Origin of the sequence: Bradyrhizobium sp. SEMIA (assembly GCF_014844175.1) — a bacterium.
GTDB classification, from domain to species: Bacteria; Pseudomonadota; Alphaproteobacteria; order Rhizobiales; family Xanthobacteraceae; genus Bradyrhizobium; species Bradyrhizobium arachidis.
Map to the genome: position 1 here is coordinate 6,354,634 of NZ_CP046601.1, position 21,733 is coordinate 6,376,366.

The 21,733-nt window shown below is 57.8% G+C and carries 10 protein-coding genes and 1 pseudogene; 6 read left to right on the forward strand and 5 right to left on the reverse strand.

Annotated elements, in window-relative coordinates:
• Positions 1-1,399: 1,399 nt before the first annotated feature.
• Positions 1,400-2,232 (reverse strand): annotated as a pseudogene (locus tag FOM02_RS47275) (YopT-type cysteine protease domain-containing protein).
• A gap of 5,192 nt (positions 2,233-7,424) precedes the next feature.
• Between FOM02_RS47275 and FOM02_RS30825 the strand changes: the two are divergent.
• The 6 genes from FOM02_RS30825 (at position 7,425) to FOM02_RS30850 (ending at position 14,728) form a co-directional block, all read left to right on the forward strand.
• Positions 7,425-7,628 carry a hypothetical protein gene (locus tag FOM02_RS30825; protein WP_141263256.1) on the forward strand — a complete coding sequence of 68 codons (204 nt, stop codon included), beginning with the start codon at positions 7,425-7,427 and terminating at the stop codon, positions 7,626-7,628.
• Positions 7,629-7,800: 172 nt separating this feature from the next.
• Positions 7,801-8,814: an anthranilate phosphoribosyltransferase gene (trpD, locus tag FOM02_RS30830; RefSeq protein WP_265440446.1), complete on the forward strand. Its 1,014-nt coding sequence runs from the start codon at positions 7,801-7,803 to the stop codon at positions 8,812-8,814.
• Between the two features lie 879 nt (positions 8,815-9,693).
• The gene (locus FOM02_RS30835; RefSeq protein WP_265440447.1) at positions 9,694-10,218 is read left to right on the forward strand and encodes a flavin reductase family protein; all 525 of its coding nucleotides are present in this window, start codon (positions 9,694-9,696) and stop codon (positions 10,216-10,218) included.
• Between the two features lie 423 nt (positions 10,219-10,641).
• Positions 10,642-11,799, forward strand: a complete 1,158-nt coding sequence (locus FOM02_RS30840; RefSeq protein WP_265440448.1) for a M20 family metallopeptidase — start codon at positions 10,642-10,644, stop codon at positions 11,797-11,799.
• 940 nt (positions 11,800-12,739) lie between these two features.
• Complete coding sequence (locus FOM02_RS30845) at positions 12,740-13,003, forward strand: hypothetical protein (RefSeq protein ID WP_265440449.1); 264 nt, start codon at positions 12,740-12,742, stop codon at positions 13,001-13,003.
• A 408-nt stretch (positions 13,004-13,411) separates the two neighbouring features.
• On the forward strand, positions 13,412-14,728 hold the full coding sequence (locus tag FOM02_RS30850; RefSeq protein WP_265440450.1) for a peptide ligase PGM1-related protein: 1,317 nt from the start codon (positions 13,412-13,414) through the stop codon (positions 14,726-14,728).
• Positions 14,729-15,450: 722 nt separating this feature from the next.
• Here FOM02_RS30850 and FOM02_RS30855 read toward each other — a convergent pair.
• From FOM02_RS30855 to nifA, 4 genes are all read right to left on the reverse strand, one after another.
• Positions 15,451-16,128: a 2OG-Fe(II) oxygenase gene (locus tag FOM02_RS30855; protein WP_265440451.1), complete on the reverse strand. Its 678-nt coding sequence runs from the start codon at positions 16,126-16,128 to the stop codon at positions 15,451-15,453.
• 6 nt (positions 16,129-16,134) lie between these two features.
• On the reverse strand, positions 16,135-17,229 hold the full coding sequence (locus FOM02_RS30860) for a GFA family protein (protein WP_265440452.1): 1,095 nt from the start codon (positions 17,227-17,229) through the stop codon (positions 16,135-16,137).
• Between the two features lie 1,180 nt (positions 17,230-18,409).
• Complete coding sequence (locus tag FOM02_RS30865; RefSeq protein ID WP_265440453.1) at positions 18,410-19,252, reverse strand: electron transfer flavoprotein subunit beta/FixA family protein; 843 nt, start codon at positions 19,250-19,252, stop codon at positions 18,410-18,412.
• A 568-nt stretch (positions 19,253-19,820) separates the two neighbouring features.
• On the reverse strand, positions 19,821-21,644 hold the full coding sequence (nifA, locus tag FOM02_RS30870) for a nif-specific transcriptional activator NifA (RefSeq protein WP_265440454.1): 1,824 nt from the start codon (positions 21,642-21,644) through the stop codon (positions 19,821-19,823).
• Positions 21,645-21,733: the final 89 nt, after the last annotated feature.

Here is a 21,733-nt window from a genome sequence, read left to right on the forward strand (position 1 = left end):
CGACAACTTCCGGAGGACGCGACCGAGGGTATCGGGTAACAGTGAAAGGCCGCCCGTTGGACTGGTTTCCGATCACTTTCGAGCTTGATCGGACGTTGCCCGGGTGTCGTCGAAGTCGCGGAGGTAAAGGATCGTCTTTCGTGAATGATGTCGCGGAGCCGCGCCTTGCAAATATCGATGGGCTTCTGCTGACACCTTCTCGCGGCACATGGCATATGCGAGTTTCACGACCTCTTTGAAGACATCGGCTTATGTCTATGCTTGACCATACCCTTGGGGCGGACGTCCGCTGGACAGATGGGTGACTTCGAGCCAGGATGGCACCGCCCCACACCGGCCGCTTTCGTTTTGTGAAAGGCGTCGGGTTCGTCAGCTTTCGGAAAGCTAGTCCTTCTACAGTGACATGGAAGTTAGCGGCGCGTGGTAGGGACAGCGCTTGCCCCGTGTATGCGTGGGGCTTTCAGGCGCCGAGTCACGTTTCTGCTAACTTCAACCAGTGCGGGCGTGGCAGCGACAGCGTCTGATTCACCGTCCTGACCAGCGCCGAGTCGCGCCCGCGCTGCTTCCGGTGTGACACTGGGATCATATGTAAGTCATCGGATCTTCCAGATCAAACCAACAGCCAGCTCAGCAGAGAGGGGCTGCAGGCCGTAAATTCGAAAATTGTTGAAGGACCTTGTAGTCGGCTCGCCAAAACGTTTGCCGTTAGGCTTGGAACGAACATAGTGCATAGTGTTATCACTTTCGGTTCTGGCGTTGAGATCTTCAAGCAGATCCGGACCACAGCAAAAGCGGAAGACGAGGACAAGCACGGATTGTTGCCGAGCTCGTGGCGAGCGTCGACTCGGTCGTGCGCTGGTGCGACGGCACGCATTGTCGTCGACAGCAGCTGCTTGCCTGGGGAGGTCAGTGGAGAAGCGGCTGGCAAAGATTCCAAAGCAGACGAAAATACAACTCTGCCGATTGTGTTGGATGCGTGATGCCCGCCCTTAGCCCTGAGCGCAAGGGCTAAAGGCGTCGAAACCCGCACAAGGAGCTTAGCCAACTTTCAGGAAAGTCTAACGGACCACCGTCCTGCCTGAGTGCAAGCGCAGCCCATCTAGGCTTTGACGCGCCAGGGCACGAGCTCATCAATCTGAGTGACCGGCCAGCCTCTCTCTCTCTCTCTGAGCATTTTCCCCTCGCTGCATTACTTCCAGAGAGCTTCCGCCGAGCATGGCGCTCCAACATTCGAAGGGGCGCCCTGAGCTCTGCTTCACGTCGGGCGCGCGTTGAGGGCGCCACAATCCGTGTTCCCTCCCGTGATTGCACTGCTGGACGCGTTGCGGATGTCCGGCATCGATCGCGAAAGGATCCGCTCGCGGGCCTCGGCCAAGTATCTTTACAACGTCCCAAACACTCACGTCATCCTTAGTGTGACGACAGTCGATATATCATGTTGGTTCGGGTTCCTGTAGCGGTCGGCGAGACTTTTGAACAACTCACCCATCTGATCTGAGCGAACAGTAAATTCCCCATAATTGGGATCAAAGAGGGTCGTTATTCCATTCGATGTCGACGTTACGATTGTGTGGGCGCCACCTGCGGCGAACCGCAAGCTGACCAAGTAGATCGACCCATCGTCGGCGACCTCATTCACGATCTGCTCAATGCGCGAAGATGTACCAAACCTATATCGCGTCTCTTGGGCGAACGGCTCTAGGCCGGCTTCGCGTAACATCGTACTTTTTGCTTGAAGGTTGTGGGAACCTTCCGCCTATTCCTTCGCAACAGACGCTTGAGGTCTTCATACCGCTGCTGCCGCATTGCCGCTGAGCTGTGATTTTGAGTCCCCGGGCGCAGTGCCGTCATCCGGGATGACGGGCTACTCGGGAGATTGAGGAGCCACTCCGCTGCCAATCCAACGCAGATTCCGTTGACATTGGCACCGGACAATTCCGCAGTCCTGTATTCGAACAGAGGACGAATAGGCCTCGCTGGAGACGATGGATTTGAGCTGGAGGACAGAGAGGATGTGCTAGGCTCCGAGGTGCTTGGACTGTAAATGATTGCATTTGAGGTCTGTGGCTTGCTGCAGCAGAGGCCCATTTTGTCAGACAATTCCCCGCATGGCGGGCTCTCCCGTTGAGCGAGATCCGTCAATGCTTGAGCAAATTCGTAGCTGTCCGCCGACCCACTCGGTTCGTCAGCTTGATTAGGGCGTGTGGATCGGTCACTAACTCGATTATACATGCCGGTTCGCCTGCTTCTTCAGCGTACGTTTCCTCAGAGCGAGCGGGCTGCTTACGCTCTGCTTGCGAATGATCGTGCGGCAAGCTGACGACGAGCTGACAACCAGATAAATTAGCGAAGCTGCCGCCCCGCGCCTAATTAGTGTCTCGACCGACGCTGCTCACGAGCCCCGCGCCAAATGTGGGATTGTGGCCGGCGAGCTGATGACTGTCGCACATCGACGGCAGGCGCGACCTTCTGCAATTCCGGATGCGGTCAGGGTGATGGGGCGAGAGCGCCTTCGTCACTGAATGCGACCGTCGCCTCGGCCTCGATCTCACAACCATCGCGACGCCGCCGGTCGGCACACACTTCGCTCCCAAGAGTGCGCAATTCGCGCCGTCGGATCGCCCAGTGATGCCTTGTGAGGATGATCGTCGGCCTGGCGAAATGCTGTTGTTGCCGCCGATCCGCGTTCAGCACGGCTCCGGGGATCAGTGCACTGTTAGCTTCTCCCGGTCGATAGTAGCTAATCGGCTGCCCCCCGCGCACGGCTACGGTCAATTGATCCTAACATATACACGCTCTTGGCGCCTCGGTTCGGCGGCGCCGAATCGGTCTTCTGCAGCCGCTCGGCGTCACCTTGCGCTTGGATATTCCTAATCAGCTCATCATGGTGCCGCGCTCATCCGCGCGAACAACATTGCTGCCTCCGAGGGCCCTAGTCCAACGATGCCTACAAAGCTCGGCGGCGGCATCGGGATGTCCCGATGAGTGGGTCTCCACAGGTGAAGGCAATATCGGCTGTTATTCACATACTGCGAATATGGCGGATGCAGTTGCATGACGCATTCCTCTTCATCCCAGAACAGGTCTTTTACAAAGCACATCTCTTCCCAATTCGGACAGCGCCGCGGCGTCGAGACCGCAACATGCTCCCAACCAGGACGAACAAATCCACTTATCTTTAGTTCACACCCGCAAGGCCCCTGCACAAGGAACACGCCGCAAGGGCCTGACCCCGGAACCGTAGCGAACCGGCCGTGTTGCACGCGGCCGGCCTCCAGCTTCTCAATCAACTGCGCTCGCACGCCCGCTCCTTTGCCTTTCGAAGGGCCTTGAAACCGACGCGGCTTACGTTGTCTCGCAAATCGTTACGGTACCGCTCTTGAGAGCACCATCTGAGAAAGCCGCAGATGTCCATCATCACTCGTTCTCCTGCTATAGTCTTCTAACGATCGCATCGTGGGCGGAACGCTCTCAGGAGCCACCGATTACGTGAGTGCGGGCGGTAGCACGATCTGGGCGATGGCGAATCGGTCCGCCGACCGCACCTTCCCGGCTCATAGTACAACTCCGTCATCGAGCCCCTTTCATGCGAAGCATCTTACTCATGGATGCCGGCCAGTATTGGTCGCACATCGCCGAATACAGCGCGCATGAGCAACACTTATGTCTGCCATCGCTCTCCCGCGCTTCAAGCAAGCGGTAGTACGCATTCATGTCATGGCGCTTGAGCGCAAGAGACTGGCGGCCCCCTCTCTTCAATGAATTGGTCGTCATCATGGCATTCTCTCTATAGTGGGCCTTGACATCCAGATTCCATGATGTCTCGCAAAGCCAGTGATGGCTCCAGCTGAACCGACGATATTACTGCTTGGCGAGATCGTACCTGATCATTCATGGCTTTCTCCTCGAGTCTGAACAGTGGCAAAGCGCCCGGCACGATAGAACGAGGGTGCGCGAATCGGCCTGCCCCCAGAGCCGCGGACGCCTGGTATGAACTGACGTCGAACCGACGACAATCGAGCGGATCGCCTGCCATCTCGGCCTCTCCTCGTAAGCTAATGGTCAGGAACAATGATTAGTCGATCTCAATCATCGTCGGCCGATCTTCACGCGGCACTACGATGCGAGTTCGAACTCATTGCTCAGGGTATGGCGCTCGCGATACGCTCAGCCTTTTGCAGCTAATGCGGGTGTTGTCTTTCAGACATGGACGTCGCGAATCCGACCTCTGGCAGCGGCTCTATGTCGCCAACGCCCGACATACGCGCTTTTGCTGGCATCAAAGCGGTGCGGATACTTCTGCGTTGTGGCATGTAGATTGCTGCGGTGACGGAAAGCGACGGCAACTGTACCGATGATACGCGAGCATACCATCGGACGGAGGCTCGCCGCGCAACAGACAAACATTCCGATACTCTCCTTGCAAGAGGACTGCGAGATTATGAGTGGTACGAGGCATGCAAAGTCCGGCATTTCTCAGCGGACCAGCGCGACGTCTGATGAAATGACGCATTGGCGCGCACCAAAGCACCCACCGATCAGGCATTACCGCGCCGATTGTCGCTCCCGGTCGGCGCAAAGGAGGTGGAACCCTTGGCCGCTGGCCGCACTCCTCATAAATGTGCTGCTTTGGGCCGGGCTCTACTGGATCATCGCAGCGTTCTTCTGAATAAGCTGGCGGATGGCAGAGCAGGTAGGGGCTTTGCCACGCCTCGCGCATGCCGCGGCCGCTCCGTATACCCACGCACCATCAATGACGCAGATAGCTCGAATTGCCGAAACTGATATGCCATTGCAGCCGCAACGAAGTTCCACACACTGACCTGTAACAGCTGAACGGTCTGGCGCGGATTGGCTCCGGGCTTCCGCGTTACTGCGACGCATAGACTGCAAATTGAGGTCTAGGCTGCGCTTTTTCTTATGAGTATTTGCTTTCGAGAAGCTGACTAAGGAAGTAGGACTGAAGGAGCGCTGGGCAGGCGGATCGCTCCGCCTTATATTTCGCTATCTGGAGCGCGGGACAGGACCGTCAGGATGCCCCGCCCTACGGTGCCCCTCAACGTCACTTCCACGCACTGACTTGCTTGCTGTGCGACATCTGCGTGACCATTGGGTCGGATAGCGATCAACACTTTACAGCTCTTCCTCGCGTCGCGTCACGTATCGTCCTCGTCTTTGTGCATCTGCCACATGTGGGCGCGCCGAGCTAGTTTGTCGTATTCCACCGCAATTTTGAGCAGCCTGTCTTTGGCTCTCCCGTCAGCGAGCGCTTCCGCTTTCTTTCGCGTTGCTTCCGCACGGCCTCGCCAGTGCTCGGTTTGGTAGAGTTTACTTTTCGCATTCATGCCGAGAGCATGCAATTCGCAGATCAAAGAAATGCGACACCGGCGCTCCGTATAATCACGTAGCAGCGGCGCTCGAAGCCTCGGGTGCTGAAGGGCAGTCGCCACGCACAGCCGCTATTCTGAAGCCACAGTGCGCGTTGCAGCCGAGGCTCGCACGAAGAATGCACAGCCTCGACATCCTCAGACGATTAGACGCACGAAGGGACTTGAATCGCACGTAGCGTTAGATTGTACGATCCTAGACAAGTGGGAACCACCTCCGACAATTCAGGCCGTTCCAGACACGTCAAGCGAATCACGAATGTTTCAGATATCCAAACTCACCTGGCGCGACTCGATCAGGACGCTAAGATCCTCAGGGTGCATCCTTGTCCGCGCTGCGTCGGAGCTGCTCCTATCGCGACTGGACGAAATCGCGCGTTTCGAGCTCTACACGGCGGGCGCTCCGATCACGCCAACGTCAGCGCAACGCCAGACGGAGACTCCATCCCAGATACCTCACCCGACGTCTTCACATAACGCGGAACACAGGCGCGACCACAGCAAACATAGTCCCGGCGCGCGTCATCATGGTTCGCCCTGAACGATCGAATGCATCATGAACAGTGGCTTGGGCGCACCTGCGGTTTTTGCCTGCTCTCCCTGCCTCGCGATAGGGCCATGCCCTTCATCCCGTCGTCGCGCCGGCTACGACGTCATTGGTCAGTTGGTGGTAGGCTGAGCCAGAGTACCTAAGCACATGTCAGGCCCAAACGGTGCATCGCGACATCCAGGCATGCACCGAACCACTGGATGCTCCCGAATGATTACTTGCTGGGCCAGCTCAGCCGCCAGTACTTCCACTCTTCGTGGTGCTCCGCCACTACAGCAGGTGTGGTTTCTGTCGTGCCGGACGGATGACCAGCACCGCACGAACGCAAAAGCGGAAGAACGAGCATGCCGGCACCTTCCTTAAGCAGTTCCGGCCTGTTTCCTGGCTGATAGGTCACGTTGCGCTTCGCGCAGGAAGATCAATAACGCACCCAACCGGACTTGAATGGATATCATGACTCAAAATCAACGAAGTCAGTTGGCTTCGCGCCTCACAATCTCCCGCTGCGCCATTGCTCTTGTCGCCGCAATGACAGCTGTAATCCCAAGGCCGGTCAACGCGCGCGATGAAACGCCGACCGCAGAAGAGAAAGAGGCTTGCATGGAGGACGTGTTCCGCCTTTGTAGCAGCCACATACCAGATCGCACCGCTATCACTGCCTGCCTCAGATCCAAGCAAGCGAGCCTCAGTCAGCGATGTCGCTACGTTATCTCCGTGCGAGACACTAGCAAGAAAAGCAGCGACTCGAAGTGAATGTGGCGGCCTGTTCATTCGCCTATCCGGGGAAGTGATCCCAGGGTGACCTGCAGGATGGTCACCCGCGGTCAGGTGACGAGCATGGCCGCCTACAATTGACCAACACTATGGTCAGTCGCGCGTGTCGAGATAGGCGAATGCAGAAGTTACCCTTCGATACGTTCTGATTGCCAATAGGGGTGTGACGCACGTTATCAAAACGCTGCACAAACTTGAAATTGGCTCTGCAATCCTACCATGAGGTTGATGCGGGGCCCCTCTTCAAGCGCGAATGTTCGGTGCTGCCCGTTTGCAGAAGTTCATCCAGGACCTGCACTTTCGCAGTCCGACATTGTTTCAACTGGGCATGCAATCGCGCTCAGGCCGTGCGCGGCGGCTCCGATACGCGTATACGTCCCGACCAAGCAAAGTACTTCGTCTCGATCCGCATGGCGTATGGATCGACAGCGGCATCATGCAAGGCAGGCACATCACGCCATTCGATGTTCTCCAAAATCATCTTGCCACAGCAGAGGCTGCTCTGAAAACCGATCGCCTCGACGCGCCACAGCAGGGCGTATTCTGCTGTAAGGCAGAACCGAACATGACCGGCCCTCACGCAAGCGGATCAACGGGACGGGTCCATCGCACTATGAACGGCCACCTTCATTTGCAACCAGGTGGGGTTATTGTGTAGAGCCAGCTGAGATCGGGCTCGACCTCCCCATCACGGATAGCCTGGAAGCAGGTAGATGAAGCCGCTTCAACGGTTCGCCACCGCGGCGACGGCAGGCTATAAGAAGGATGAGGTGATCCGGCCGGGACACCGCGGCAAAAGGCCATTGCCGCCAAAAAACCGCGTCATCAGTCCTGCGACAAGCAACGGCAGTGTTCTAGCTGACCGACGATCTCCTCTCGACGGCACCACCGAAATGGAGAGCTTGACCCTCACGTAGCGTCAGGTTGTAGCCTCACCAAGCATGCCCACACTCAACCGCCTGCCGCCTCAAGCGTAAATGAGGCCATGCCACGTGGGACGGGCCACTGCATCAAGGCAATCGGTGCCGGGTCTCTTCAACGATGTCTTGCGGGAGAGCTCGAGGTTTGGACAGGAACGTGTAAAGTTCGATGGAAGTGCTTAGATCGATCATGGGCAAAGTTGCCACAGGCGCCACTCTGACGCGTGAGGAAACTGCGTCAGCCTTCGACAGCATGATGTCGGGTTACGCGACTCCCTCGCAAATCGGCGCCTTGTTGATGGGGATGCGGGTCCGGGGCGAAACGGTCGAAGAAGTCACTGGCGCCGCCTTGGCGATGCGGAATAGAACGCCGCGGGTCGAGGCGACATGCGACCCCGTCGGCCTCGCTGGCACGAGCAAGACCCCTACGCATTCGGTCAAGGTGTCGACGTGTGCTTCCTTCATCGTCGCCGGGGCCGGCATTCCTGTGGTCAAGCATGCCAACCGCGCTGCGTCGTCGGGTTCAAGCGCCCCAGTCGTGTTGGAGCGCCTCGGTGTGAAGGTTGATCTCAAGCCTGACGCGATCGCACGTTGCGTGCAGGAAGCCAACATCGGCTTCGTGTTTGCGTCAGCCCATTATCCGGCGATGCAGCGCATCGGGCAGATCCGGGCCGCAGTTGGAACCCATACGATTTTTGATCTGATCGAGGCTCTGTGCAATCCGGCCGGGGTCAAGCGACAGATCGTTGGGGTATTGTCTGCCCAATGGGTGCAGCCTCTGGCGTACGTCTTGAAGAACCTTGGTGCCGAGTCGGTATGGGTTGTTCATGGCTCGGACGGGCTCGACGAAATAACCCTCTCCGGCCCAACGTTTGTTGCTGCGCTTGAGGCGGGTATAGTCCGCACCTTCGAAGTGACGCCGGAACAAGCCGGGCTCCCCCGCCGCCGCAACGACGCGCTGGAAAGCAGCGATGCTGAGACTAATGCCGTTGCGCTGCAAAATGTGCTTGATGGCGTACCAGGTCCATTTCGCGACGCCGCACTTTTGAACGCGGCAGCGGCGTTGATCGTGGCTGGGCGGGCCTCGACCCTGCAGGAAGGCGTAGCACTTGGACAAGAATCACTTGATCGCGGCGCCGCAGCCGCTCGACTGAAGCGCCTGATCGCGGTTTCGAACGCCTGACAGCCGAGCTGGCCGATGTTCCAGTATTGCGACCAGGTCTGCTGTTCACGAGCGCGACAATATTGGAGCCACGAATGCATCACTTCTGCGGGATTTCAAGGAGCCTGCGTTGCCTGCGCTCGCCCTGACGAAAGCAATTCGCGCCGAGCCCGGGCGCGAGAGCTAGCCTCCTTAGCGATGAGAGCCTGTTGCAGACCACATTGCCGAGGTGAGGACCCGCGATGAAACGCGCTGCGCGCCTAAGGAGATGATGATGTCCCGGCAGAGGATTGAAACACTAGGATCTATTGCTGCGATAGAACACATCATACGGAAGTTTCGGGAATTGATCGATACGGATAGCTCAATCCCACCGGAGTTGCGGTGTGCGCTGCACGCGACGCTCGATGAGCATCTTGTCGCGGCAAAAACACGTGTTCTCCTAAAAGTACATTAGGCGCGCGCCGATGCCGTCTACATGCTGAGAAACTCTGGCAGGCGCGCTGTTACCGCAATCGGCATCATCCCCTCCCCACGGGGCCGAGCCAGATTCCAGCCCAGCTGTTTGGATCGCGACCACGATTCCCTGTGCAATGGCGCCTCGCCGGGCTGCTCAGCGCGGTTTGCTGTTTAATGGACGCACTGTCGAAACAGAGGCGACGGCAATTCCTAGTTCTGTCGCTGCGATCGCCATCCGGCATAACCCGCCGAGATATTGCACGTCCGTCCGGCTGTGACTGTCAGCTAATCCAGAAGACATCGAAGTCATACCCGGTCTCCATCTGAGCCTACTCGTCACGCAATTTCGACACCGGCTCCCCCATTACAAGCCCCATGGGGATCAAAGTCGTCTCTGGGTGTGGAGACGCTAGAAGTGGGGTTCAACTGCAGAGGCTAATCATGAGCCACCAGTTCCCTCCTGCGATCCGGGATATGCCATCTATCCAACCGGCAGAGTTCCGCCATGCCATGCAAAGCCTGGCGAGCGGTGTCGCTATCGTGACGACCGGGACGGCAGCCGGACGACGTGGACTGACGGTGAGCTCTGTGACGTCCATCTGCATGGAGCCGCCGTGCCTGGTCGTTGGCATCAATGCCCGCTCCGAGGCACATGATGAGATCCTTGCCAACAGCAGCTTTGGGGTCAGTGTTCTCCGCAGTGACCAGGAGGACCTTGCGCTGCGTTTTGGTGGTCGGGAGGGGGCGAAAGGCGTTCACCGCTTCGACACCGGGGCCTGGGATCAGGGCACCCTCGATGTACCGCTATTGCCCAACGCATTTTGCGCGCTCGAATGCGTTTTGTATGACCACAAGTTGCTTGGCACACACACCGTCTTTATCGGACGAATTATCGCCACCCGACAAAGCGATGGAAATCCATTGATCAACTTCCGGGGCGCACTTCGTACTTTACTGCTAGACTGAGTGCGGTTTTGCGCAGACCCCGTCGGGACAGCAGAATGGTCGATGGCCTCACTCCCTAGTCGCTTCCACGACCGCGATCCAACGATTGCCTGGGCTGCGACTGGTTCCACAGATTAGGCTCGTATTGAAAGGTCTCATCAGCTCCGGCGATTTCGGGCGCTTCGCCGGTCGAGCTATGCTTGTGCCGGTCTGCGACCTGCCGCGCCACGACGCATGCGGGTACCTGGTCAGGACAACTGCATAATCCTCTCGAAAACTACCAGCTTTGGTAGATCAGTTGTGAGCGACAGGCGAGTAAGCATCGTTGCCGCAGCAGGATCGGGTTCATAGGCACGCCCCGGGTCACAATGGTTGGCGCTTCTCTAGATCTTCCGGCTCGATTCTGACGTGAGGACATAGGGGCATTATGGTCATGCAGATGCGATGACAAATCGAATTCAAAGGCGTCAGACAACTCTGTCCAGCAACGGGTTCGAAATCGCCCAGATTCTCGAGGGCATTCGCCGCTGGGTCCTGATTGAATCTCCGACGGAGCGGCCGGATCAGATCAACAAACTCGCTGATGTCGTCGCAGCAGGTTATCGCGACCTGCCGGCCAGTGTCGAGCGCGTTGTGGGGCGTGACGGCTGCGGCGATCATTTGGTCAGCCGCTCTTCTTGGGGGCAGGGCGTACCGGGCATTCTGGTGTTAAGCCATCTCGACACAGTTCATCCGATGGGGTCCATCGAACGGCTACCATTCAAGATCGAGGGCGACCGTGCGTTCGGCCCTGGCATCTACGACATGAAAGGCGGTGCCTACCTCGCCTATCACGCCTTCCGGCAAATCTGCGCCGATGATGCACGCCCGCCGCTCGGCATCACGCACCTCTACGTTTCGGACGAAGAGATCGGCAGCCCAACCTCGCGCGCGCTAATCGAGGCCGAGGGCCGCAAGGCCAAATACGTACTGGTAACCGAACCCGCTCGCGACGGGGGCAAGGTCATCACGGGACGCAAGGGCGTTGCGCGCTTTGACGTATTCATCAAGGGCGCTCCGGCGCATGCAGGTACGCGGCCCGAGGACGGCCGCAGCGCGATCCGGGAACTCGCCCATGTGATCCAGACGCTGGAGGCGATGAACGATCTCACGCGCGGTATCACCGTCAATGTCGGCGTCGTCCGCGGCGGCACCAGGCCCAACGTCGTCGCGGAACTGGCCTATGCGCAAGTCGACGTGCGCGTCCCCACCATGGCACATGCCGACGAGCTGGTGCCGAAGATTCTCGGCATCACCTCGCGCTCCGACGGCGTCAGCGTGAAGGTATCAGGCGAATTGAACCGTCCGCCATATGAGAAGACCAGCGCCGGCGCCGCACTTTACGCACACGCCAAAACGCTTGCCGCCGAACTTGGCTTCGAGCTGCTCGACGCGTTCAGCGGCGGCGGCTCCGACAGCAATTTCACCGCGCCGCATACCGCGACTCTTGATGGCCTTGGCGTTGACGGCATGGGCGCGCATACGCATCATGAGCAACTCTACATCTCGTCGATTGAACCTCGCGCGCGTTTGCTGTACCGCCTGTATCAGACGCTGCGATAATCCTGACGCCAAGCGAAATCAGTGACCGCGACGTGCGTTTGATGACGGCCGCCGGCACATTCGCAGGACCGTTCCTCGCCCACCCTCACGGCACTCATCGAAAACTATCGGTCAGATGCCGGATTTGGCATTGCAAAATCATAGAAGTGACCGAGCTATCCAATGACGGCAGCGGAGGTCAGGCGGGCAATCGGCTGCAAAGGGCGCGAGCCCTTGGTCGCGAAAGGGCGAACGTTTCCGAGAATTGGCTTATCGGCAGCGGCCCTCATCTCAAAGGCAAACGAACTTTCTTGACGCAAATCGCACGCTGAATGCGTGCGACACCAGACCGGCCGGCGAGCCGATTTAAGAGCTTGGCCACGCTCACACCGTGCATAAAAGGGCTTGAATCGGACGTAACGTTAAGTCGTACGGTCTTGAGGTGGGCACCTGTCTCGGTCTGCTGCCGAGATCGTGAAGGATTGCGAATGTCTCAGCTGGTCAGATCATCGTTCCCACGGTCAATCATGATCGCCCGTGGCGGGGCGGTCGGAAGCGTTCTGCAGCCAGTCCTAATTGCGGCGCTATGGCTCGAACGTAGCTTTGAAAGGCCCGCCATTCCGAAAGCGAGACCACGTGGCTGTTCTGGCCCGGGGCACCAGAGAACCGACGAGGTCAGAGTTGAGCGACGTAGACCTCCATCCGCCCCCCTAAGTCGGGGACGCTGCCGGCCGAAGCTGAACAAAGCCCCTCCTCTGGCGCGACACCGCGCCAAAATCAGTTCGCCGAACTGGCTTTCCGCTCTGTCACTGCATTCTCGTGGTGGCAAGGCATGGCGATCGCGCAAAGGTGCGACAGATGGCTGGCCTGCGCAGGTTTTCAAGGAGCCTGAGCTGCAATTGTCGCTCCGCTTGGCCCGCGGGGCATCGCAAAATATTGCTTGGCATTATGGAGCAGCAAGTTGAAAGAGCCCGACGGCCTCAAGAAGGTCCTGTTGATCGACCATATTGAAGGCCAATGCCGCTGCATCATCGGCTTCAAAGATGGAGATGCCAGAGAGGCCTATATGTGCGGCGAGCCTGTATATCAAAGACGCGGCAAGAAACTGTCTTCGTGGTGTCTTTATCACTACGGACAGATGCACACGACCGTCGCCCAGCAGAACAGAGAGAGTGATCAATCGGCCGAGATCCCTCAAGCAATATTCATTGTTCGCAACCCATGAGAACCATCATCCCTCCAAGGCCGTCTGATCATAGCCTGTATAAAGGCCCCGAATCATGTCATCGGAGACTCGCCAAGCAATTCCGGGTTGCGGCGGAAGCCACTCGCTGCAAGCGTACTATGCGGGCGTGAGGCGCTTGAATATCGAGTTGACTCTCCGCAGCCTCACCGACCGAAAAGCTGCGTATACTCCCCGCGAAACTGCGATCCATTTCGAAGGGCAGCCTCTCAGCTACGTCGGCCTCGGCCGACAGACTGACCATATCGCTCGCGCTCACCGACCTCGCCTCTCTCGGAGCAGGACGGCGCCAAATCAAGCTTCGCTCAGTGCTCAACGCGGCGCAGCAGGTTCACCATTGTTGGCATCACGATTCCTGTCTGATCACGCCCAAATGCCCGGAGGTCGCGGATGCCGCGGATCCTGATCATGAATGCCGGTACGGCTCAAATGTCGGGCTCCGATCTGACACCAGCTCAACTTTCGCTGGCCGCCAATTCGGCATACCGTTCAGCGTGGTTCGCTCATGAGGGTGACCTGATAGTCTCTCCTGTGGTCATCCCCGCGGATCTGCTATCCTTCATTGGCGCGACGCTCAATTTCGACGCATCGAGTCTCTGTCTGCTTGTACCTCAAGGCGGCAGCCAATCGTCGGTGCTTGATGATTGCACACTCCTGTCCAAGACTGTTGTTGAGCGAATCAACAGACATATTCGTCAGAAATCAACCTGGCGATTGAATCCCTGCTACTCTACTGAAGGCGTCGCACGCCTGGCGGACATGCTGGGCATACCGCAGACAGGCAACGACTTCGCTCTGCAGCGGGGGCCTGATCTGTTGAACCGCAAGAGCCACTTCCGTCAATTGGCGACAAGCGTCGCACTTCCACTGCCGAATGGATCTATCACGACAGACTCAAACGAGTTATTCAGAGCGGTCACTTCACTTAGAACCGCAACCGGCAGCGTCATTGTAAAGCTGGACAATGGAGCCGGCGGAGTCGGAAATGTCATCCTGACCGGCAATGAAAGCGATCCACTACCTGGGGCAAGAGATACCCGGCGAATTCCATGGACGTCGTTTGATCCTGATGCGCTTTGGTCCGAGATGACAACGGCGTCATGTAAGACGCTGGTCGTGGAGTCGTACCACCTGGCGACGTCTTTGTTCTATCTCGAGTATGAAATCGAGGATGATGGTTCAATCGTTTTCATGAGTAGTGGAAACATACGTCTGCGTAAAAGCGCCGACCGATCCGAAAGAGCTCTGATCTGGACAGGACTTGAGCTACCAAGCGACCTGAGGAACGAACAATGGTTGACTGCCCAGGCGCATGCCTACCGATTTGTGGCGCTTGCGCGAAACCTGGGATATCGCGGAATGCTCAACATTGACGCCATTTTCGCGGATGACGGACGGCTGCTGTTTAACGAAGCGAACGGCCGTTGGGGTGGCGGCTCGGTGTTACACACCATTGCCGTCCGGCTGCTGGGTTTCGACTATTCCGGTTGCAACGTTCTTTTATCCGTAAGAAATGTTCGATCAGGATCCCTACAAATAGCGCATGATCGTTTGGTCAAGGAAGGATTTCTGTTCGACCGCACACGCAAGGAGGGCGTGATCCCGCTTGCTGCCGACCCAGAGGCTGGCACCGTGGAGTGCCTTGTGATTGCGCGCGATAGGGCAGCGGCCCGCGATCTGCAGTATCACTTACTGCGAATGGTTTGATTGAGATCCCAGCGACCATATCTTCGACCGCTCATGATCTGAACTTGTCCCTGCTTTCGATCGCGCGAGATACCTGACGACGGGACGTGAATGTTTGCCTCGTCTAGCAGCCCCAATCGGGACCACCCTTAAGTCGCTACTGAAGTGCCGATCGCGATGAGGTGCTCGAGGTGCAGCCGCTCATGGACTGGCCGCTCGCCCTGCGCCAATCGTCCAATCAGCGCTGGCGTCGCGTCTACCACCTGGGTACCCTATCCAGGCCGTTCTGCTGCCGGGCCAGCGGGCCGGTTGCAGGCGGAAGCTAAGACGTGCTGCGAGCTGTTCTGCAAACGGTACTGTTGGAAGACTGGGCGGAGTCATAGTGATAGGCAACCGGGGCGGTAGGCACGCGCCTCAACCAACAGAAGCGACCAGTGGGCGCCGCCATCAGTAACGCCCGCATCGTTCACAGGCACGAACCGGAAATTGGCGGCATCGTACCATCCTGATCATTGACGACCTGCTGGAGGCTTGTACGCGGTCGCGGTGGCTCGGGATCAAGCGCGGCAGCTGGGCTTGCGCAGGTTGAACGAATCGGGTCCGGGCGGCGAGATCCGGTTCGTTCCAAAGCAACTCTTCTTCCACATGCTCATCGCCCCGGCAGCTTTTGCCAGAACCAGTCTGAGCAAGATGCCAAGCTACTACCCTCTCCTGAGAGCTCACCCCTTCTCAGCCACCCCACCTCATGTGCCAGCGGTAGAACTTTCGATGATCCGGCGGTTCGCGCCGCTACGTTTTGAACAGAAGTAGACCAGCGATCGGCGCTCGCCGGACAGCACAGGCTTCACCTCGTGCCGGAGCTTACATGTGGTGACAAGCACCGCGCCAAATGGCGGTCGGAATACCTGGTGTTCGTACCCGCTTGGATATACCACGAACTCCCCGCCCTCGAAGTCCCTCGCCAGCTGCACGATGACCGCGTACTCGAAATCCGGATCGCTCGCAGAATCCAGATGAATGCCAACAAACGAACCAGGAGGCATCCGATGCATTTGGCATCTGCGAATCACGTGATCCGACGTGGCCCCCAAGATCTTTCTTACCGCGAAGCTGCGGTCTTTCCTTTCAAGTAGTTCCATGATCTGCCGTGGAGCTGCACCGCCCACGTCGCTAGGAGCGCGGCCGGGCGGGTCTACCCTCACGCGCTTGACGAAAACATTGTGCGAGTCGCCGGCATCTCCCTGCCTCACTTCTTCTTCGGAAATCTCAGCCTGCAGCTGATCGATCTTGGACAAGTCATCTTGGGTGAACAATATCTGGGGGCCGATCACGACCGTCCCCTTTACCAGCAGTTCTATGCGGTATTTTGTCAAAGCTTCTTCTGAAAGAAGACGAGATTTATGATTCATTGCGCGTGCCATTCGAGTTCACTCCAGGGTTTTATCTTCGACGCAGGACTGAAGGTCCTGGTGCAGCGAGCGGAAGGCTTGGTCCCAATGCTCGCCATCGAACTCGCTCACTGTTATGCGTTCGATCGTCCCTTTATCAAGGCATCGAATATTTACGCTGACTCCGTCGGGGTTTGAGCGCGGCCTATAGAATGGCTTTACGCCACAAACCCGGCAAAACGTGTGCCGAGCGATGTTCTTATTGAACTGATACGTCGTGAGGAATTCTTCGCCGCACTCAATGCGAATCTTATTGCCGGGTACGAGCAAGTGCAGAAATCCAGACATTTCGCAGATTGAACAGTTGCATCGAACTGCAGAGAGCTCTCGCGGTGCTTTGACGTAGAACTTGACAGAACCACAATGACAACGGCCATGGTGCTCGACCTCCGAGTGATCATCTCCCTTCAGTGAGACAATTCGGCGCAGATCGCGGCACCACTGTAGGCTGAGCCAATAGGCTCGATCGAATTCATCCAAAAAGCGGTTATTCCTATCAGCCGGGATAAGTTCGCCAATCAGCCGGCCTGTCATTTCTCCGTGGTACTTCTCCGCAGGATCTTCTCCGCCGACGTGGCTGCGGAAGTACTCAAGATCGTCAGGCCGCGCCTTAAAGGTTTTGACCAGAGTGGTCCATAGCGACTCGATCATGTCCGCGGCATGTAGCTCAAAAGCGACCATGTAGGCGCAACGCACTAAGGGATCTTTCGATGACAATCCGGCATAGAGAGAATGCAGGTACCGCTTGGTCGTGGCGCTGTAGTTGGGCCGTATTGCTCTGCCGAGTAGTTGCGACGCATCCTTTCTAAGCAGGTTGGAGTGGAAGTTCTCAGTCACCAGAATGTCGGGTAGCGCCGCCTTGCCTCCCTGGAGAATTTGGCCATAACCGCCCGTCTCATCCCAACAGATGAAATTTCCAACCACGCTGGTCAGTTCGATTTCCCTCGCAATATCTCGATTGTGATTCATTGCATCGAAAATGAGATCCCGTTGCGACCCCGCCTGCAGGTACGGGAACGCCTGTGACATCGCAAGATAGTCAGGCAGGAGGCGAGCGGCCTGGTCCTCGGACATCTCCGCAGCGAACGGGTGCGGGCCGAACAGGGCTCGTGCTTGCTCAGTCAAATACTTGCAGCATATTTGCGGAGACTGATCGGGTGTCAATCGAGACGCTTGAGATGTCATGTGACTCCTGGTGATGAGGAGAGAACGGTCTTTGACGGAGCATCGCGCTAGCTATTGGCCACCGCGAGTTCGTTGGTTTCGATGGGCTTGTCTTCGCGTTCACCATCCAGGCGACATTTTTGGTTGCGCCTTCGCGGCAGCAGACAGCGGCATGTTCAGTGCTGCTCACCCGCATCGAACGGAGCACGTAGATCAACTGAGCGGCGGCGATCAAGACGGATTCAGGTCCGCGAAACGTTCGATGCCGCGAATTTCCGGGCCGGCCATCATACGCTTTCAGCGTCATGGTGAGATATTACGCCGCGCAGGCCCTCGCTGTTGCTGCTCCTGCCAGTCGATCGAACCGCTATGAGCTTCGTACAGCATTGCAAGGATTATCCGCATCTACCTGGCTCGCTGCTGGCCGCCACGAGATTCTCAAAGAGACCGACGCTATGTTTCACGTTCGCGAGTGCCAGCACAATGTCTTCTTGCACGCTTACAGCAATCACCGTGCCAACTCGTGCACTCGCTCCAAAGATTTTTGAGTACATTGACAAAATCGCGACCGACGTCGCAAGTGAATTGAACCCGACAGCGCTTGCACGGCTGACGGACACCAGGCGGCGAAGAGCCGGCCGCCACTCACAACGGGCCAATGAGTTAGGGATACTGAATCGCGGAGATTGGCCCAAAGTGCCACAAAAGTCGGCTTCGCGCCTTGAACAGCGCGACAAGCGCTTTGGGGAGCGGGCGCTAGCATGGTGATCCCGTCCGCTGACGTGATCCATCTTCGCTCGCGACAACTACGCGCTAAGCAGTTGCCTCAACGCCATCGAACACGACCATATAGTGGGATCTGGACGCATTCGCAGCCCTTTGTCGATGCGCCTGACAATCGCGACAAACTCCGGGCATTGATCGAGGCCATGACGCGGTCTAGGGAACACGCGGTCCCCGATGCCCTTGGAAATTGAAGAACGCCGTGGACCAGAACGCGCAGGTCGCGAGCCGAAATACCTAGCTAGATCTTGCGCGCCCACGCGAGTGCCTCATGGTGTTGGTACATCTTTGACCGTTTCGCTCCAGATCAAGCGGCACGGGCAAGCGCAGCAAGATCGGCTTCGAGCTTCGGCTGACGCTTGAAAATCGCGTCTATCAACGCCTGCGCCGGTTGCTCGCCGGCCTCGACCAGCGCTGCCTTCTCAGCCCGCGCAGAGGGAGCGAACACTCGCTTGACGACAGTCGGCGATCCCTTGAGGCCGCATTTGGAGACGTCCTCAATACCGGCATCGTTTGCGCTCCATTTCACGATTTTGGCGCGCGCGGCGCGCAAGGCATCCGCCATCGCGCCTCGCCGAATCTGATTCGTTGCCTCCAGCATGGTGATGAGACAGGGCAGCCTCGTGTGCAGCACCTGGACACCACCTTCGGAGCGTCGTTCTGCTTCAATTGTATGAGCGGCGAGATCTAAAGATCTGACTTTCGCAACGTAGGTTAGCTGCAATACGCCCAGCCGCTTTGCGATGCCGGGCCCAACCTGCGCGGTATCGCCGTCGATGGTCTGCTTCCCCGTGAAGATGAGGTTTGTCGGGCCATATTCCTTACCAATTTTTCGGATGGCAGTTGCAAGTGCATACGTCGTGGCCAGGGTGTCGGAGCCCGCAAAGCAGCGATCGGTGAGCAGGACGGCGCGATCGGCGCCGTAAGTGAGCGCCTTTCGCAAAGAATCTTCCGCCGATGGCGGTCCCATTGTAAGCACCGTAATTTCGCCGCCGAACCGATCGCGCAGCTCCAGCGCGGCCTCGAGGGCGAAGAGGTCATATGGGTTAATGATGGTCGGCACTCCCTGACGCATGATTGTATTGGTCACGGGGTGCACGCGGATCTGCGCCGAGTCCGGAACCTGTTTGATGCAAACGACGTTGTGCACGGTGTTGCTCCCAAAAGCTGCGACAGCTGCGGAGAGCACAGCAAGTGTCGTACCATCGCCCGTCCTTTGGGATCGGCTTGCCATCACAGGGGCTTAGTCCCGGTAATGCGCGCCTCTAGGCCGCTCCCCGACGAACGAATCCTAACACTGTCAGAACTGCGACAACGTTTTTCAGCGGGCCGCGCCAGCTGAGTGATGCTAGGACGGCTTGCGACAGATTACCCCGCCAATCACCGGCGACCGGCTGACCGGGTGACGTTCATTGAGCATTGGCGCTCATTAGTCCGGAGCTTGATCGACGGATAGGCATGACGCTCGTTACATGATCCGCAACCGACTGTTCGCGATTGCATGGCCCGCAATGACGCTAAGTATGTCATTGTGAGCAAGTCCCTTTGTCATCGAACCAGGTGAGCCCGCCCTTCGACAGCAGTCCCGCGCGCGGGATGCTCGGGGCCAAGTTGCCCCCGTGAGCGGACCCATTTCCTTCAGATTGTGATGAGAATGCCTATCGGAGATCGTTCTCGTATAGCTATTTGGCAGTAGCAGTTCCGACCGATGTCGTCGTTCAGAACCGCTTTATCTCTATTCCATATTTCCTCAGCGCGTAGCCAATTTGACGCGGCGTTAGTCCGAGCAGGCGCGCTGCTTTTGCCTGCACCCATCCAGATCTTTCCATGGCCGCAATGACCCGTTCGCGATCGGCCATCTTGGCGCCACTAACGAGAACTGTGCCGGGAGGCCCCAGTGAGGCCAGTTCGCCGCCGACAGACTGGACCGGCTGGGTCGCTTCAGCTAGCGGAATGGTGGATTTTGCAGGCACCGACGGCGTGGGTGCGGGCTGTTCCAGTCTCTCGTCGGAGGTGCCTTTCCACAGCATCGCAGAAAGACACTGGCCGTGGCAGCATGCAAAGTCACTTCTCACAATCGATGATCCGGCGCACAGCGTCGCTGTCCGCTCGATGCAATTTTCGAGTTCGCGGACATTTCCCGGAAAGCCGCAGTTCATCAGTACATCGATCCCGCTCGCCTCCAAGGTCAGAGTACGACCGTTCTCGTTATTGAAATTTTTGAGGAACTCCCTGGCAAGAAGCGGAATATCACTGCGTCTTTCGCGCAAGGGCGGCAACAGCAGGGGAACTACACTGATGCGATAGTAAAGGTCCGCGCGGAACTCGCTCCTTGCGACAGCCTCTTCAAGGTTCTTGTTGGTCGCAGCTATCACTCGAACATCGACCTTAACAGTCTGGTTGCTGCCGACGCGCTCGAACTCCTGCTCTTGGAGAACGCGCAGCAACTTCGCCTGGAACGGAGCTGAGATCTCGCCAATCTCGTCAAGAAACAGCGTTCCTTTGTCAGCAAGTTCGAAGCGTCCCTTGCGCGAGCTGAACGCACCGGTAAAGGCGCCTTTCTCATGTCCAAACAATTCTGATTCCAGGACGGTCTCAGGAAGCGCCGCGCAATTCAGCTTAACAAACGGGCGCCTGGCGCGGGACGATGATTCGTGAATGGCCTTGGCTACGAGTTCCTTTCCGGTACCGGATTCGCCACGCAGCAGAACCGTGCTATTAGATCTGGCTACAATCGCGATCTTCTCCAGCAGCCCGCGGAGGGCCGGACTGTCGCCAATGATTCCATGGGCGTGTAGCTTCTTGCGCTCCCGAGGGGGTTGCCTGAGGTCGAGTACTTGCTTTTGTAGCCGGTCTTTCTCCGCCATCAATCGTTCGCGATCGCAGGCGAACAAGCGATGTAACTTCACTGTTTGTCCCACCAGGTTGGCGATCATGGCGAGCAGTCGCGCATCGTACTCGATCCCGAGACTCGACCTATCGTCCCGGATACGATCAACCGTCAGCGTACCCACGACCTTCGGCTCAATGCGAATCGGAACCCCGATGAACGAAACTGGCATATCATCAGAGGCGCCGAGCACTTCCCGGTCGGCAGCGCTGAATACCGGCTCGGCGGCCACGTTCTCGACGACAACAGGCCTGTCCGTCGCGATGATCTGGTCGATTACTTTCCGCGGCAGCCGCATCCGGTAACGTTCGTCGCTGCCTTCGCTCCAGCCCGCCCCCACTGTAATGTCCGGCATGCCGTCGTCATCGAACAGTGAAACGATGCCGTGGCGCATCTGCACAAACGACTGCAGAAGATCAAGAACGTTGGCTAACGTGACCTCGAGCCGACAAGGAGCGGTGAGTATTTTCGATATCTCGAAGATGCCGGTCAGCGCGCTCTCACGCAACGGCTCGCTCGAGAGCTTACGTTCCGGCTCCGGTTGCGGTGCGGGTCGTTCGCATGAGGAAGGTATATCCAGCATGAGGCGGTCTCCGTTCTCTCGATCATCCTCCCTGGTACTTTGTCCGGGTTGGCGAGCTTCGTTTTGCATGTCACTCTCGATCTCACGCCAAGTGTTCACGAGATGACATAGAGCCGTAACACCTTTTCATGGCACGACGGTAAACTTACGGTGTGCTT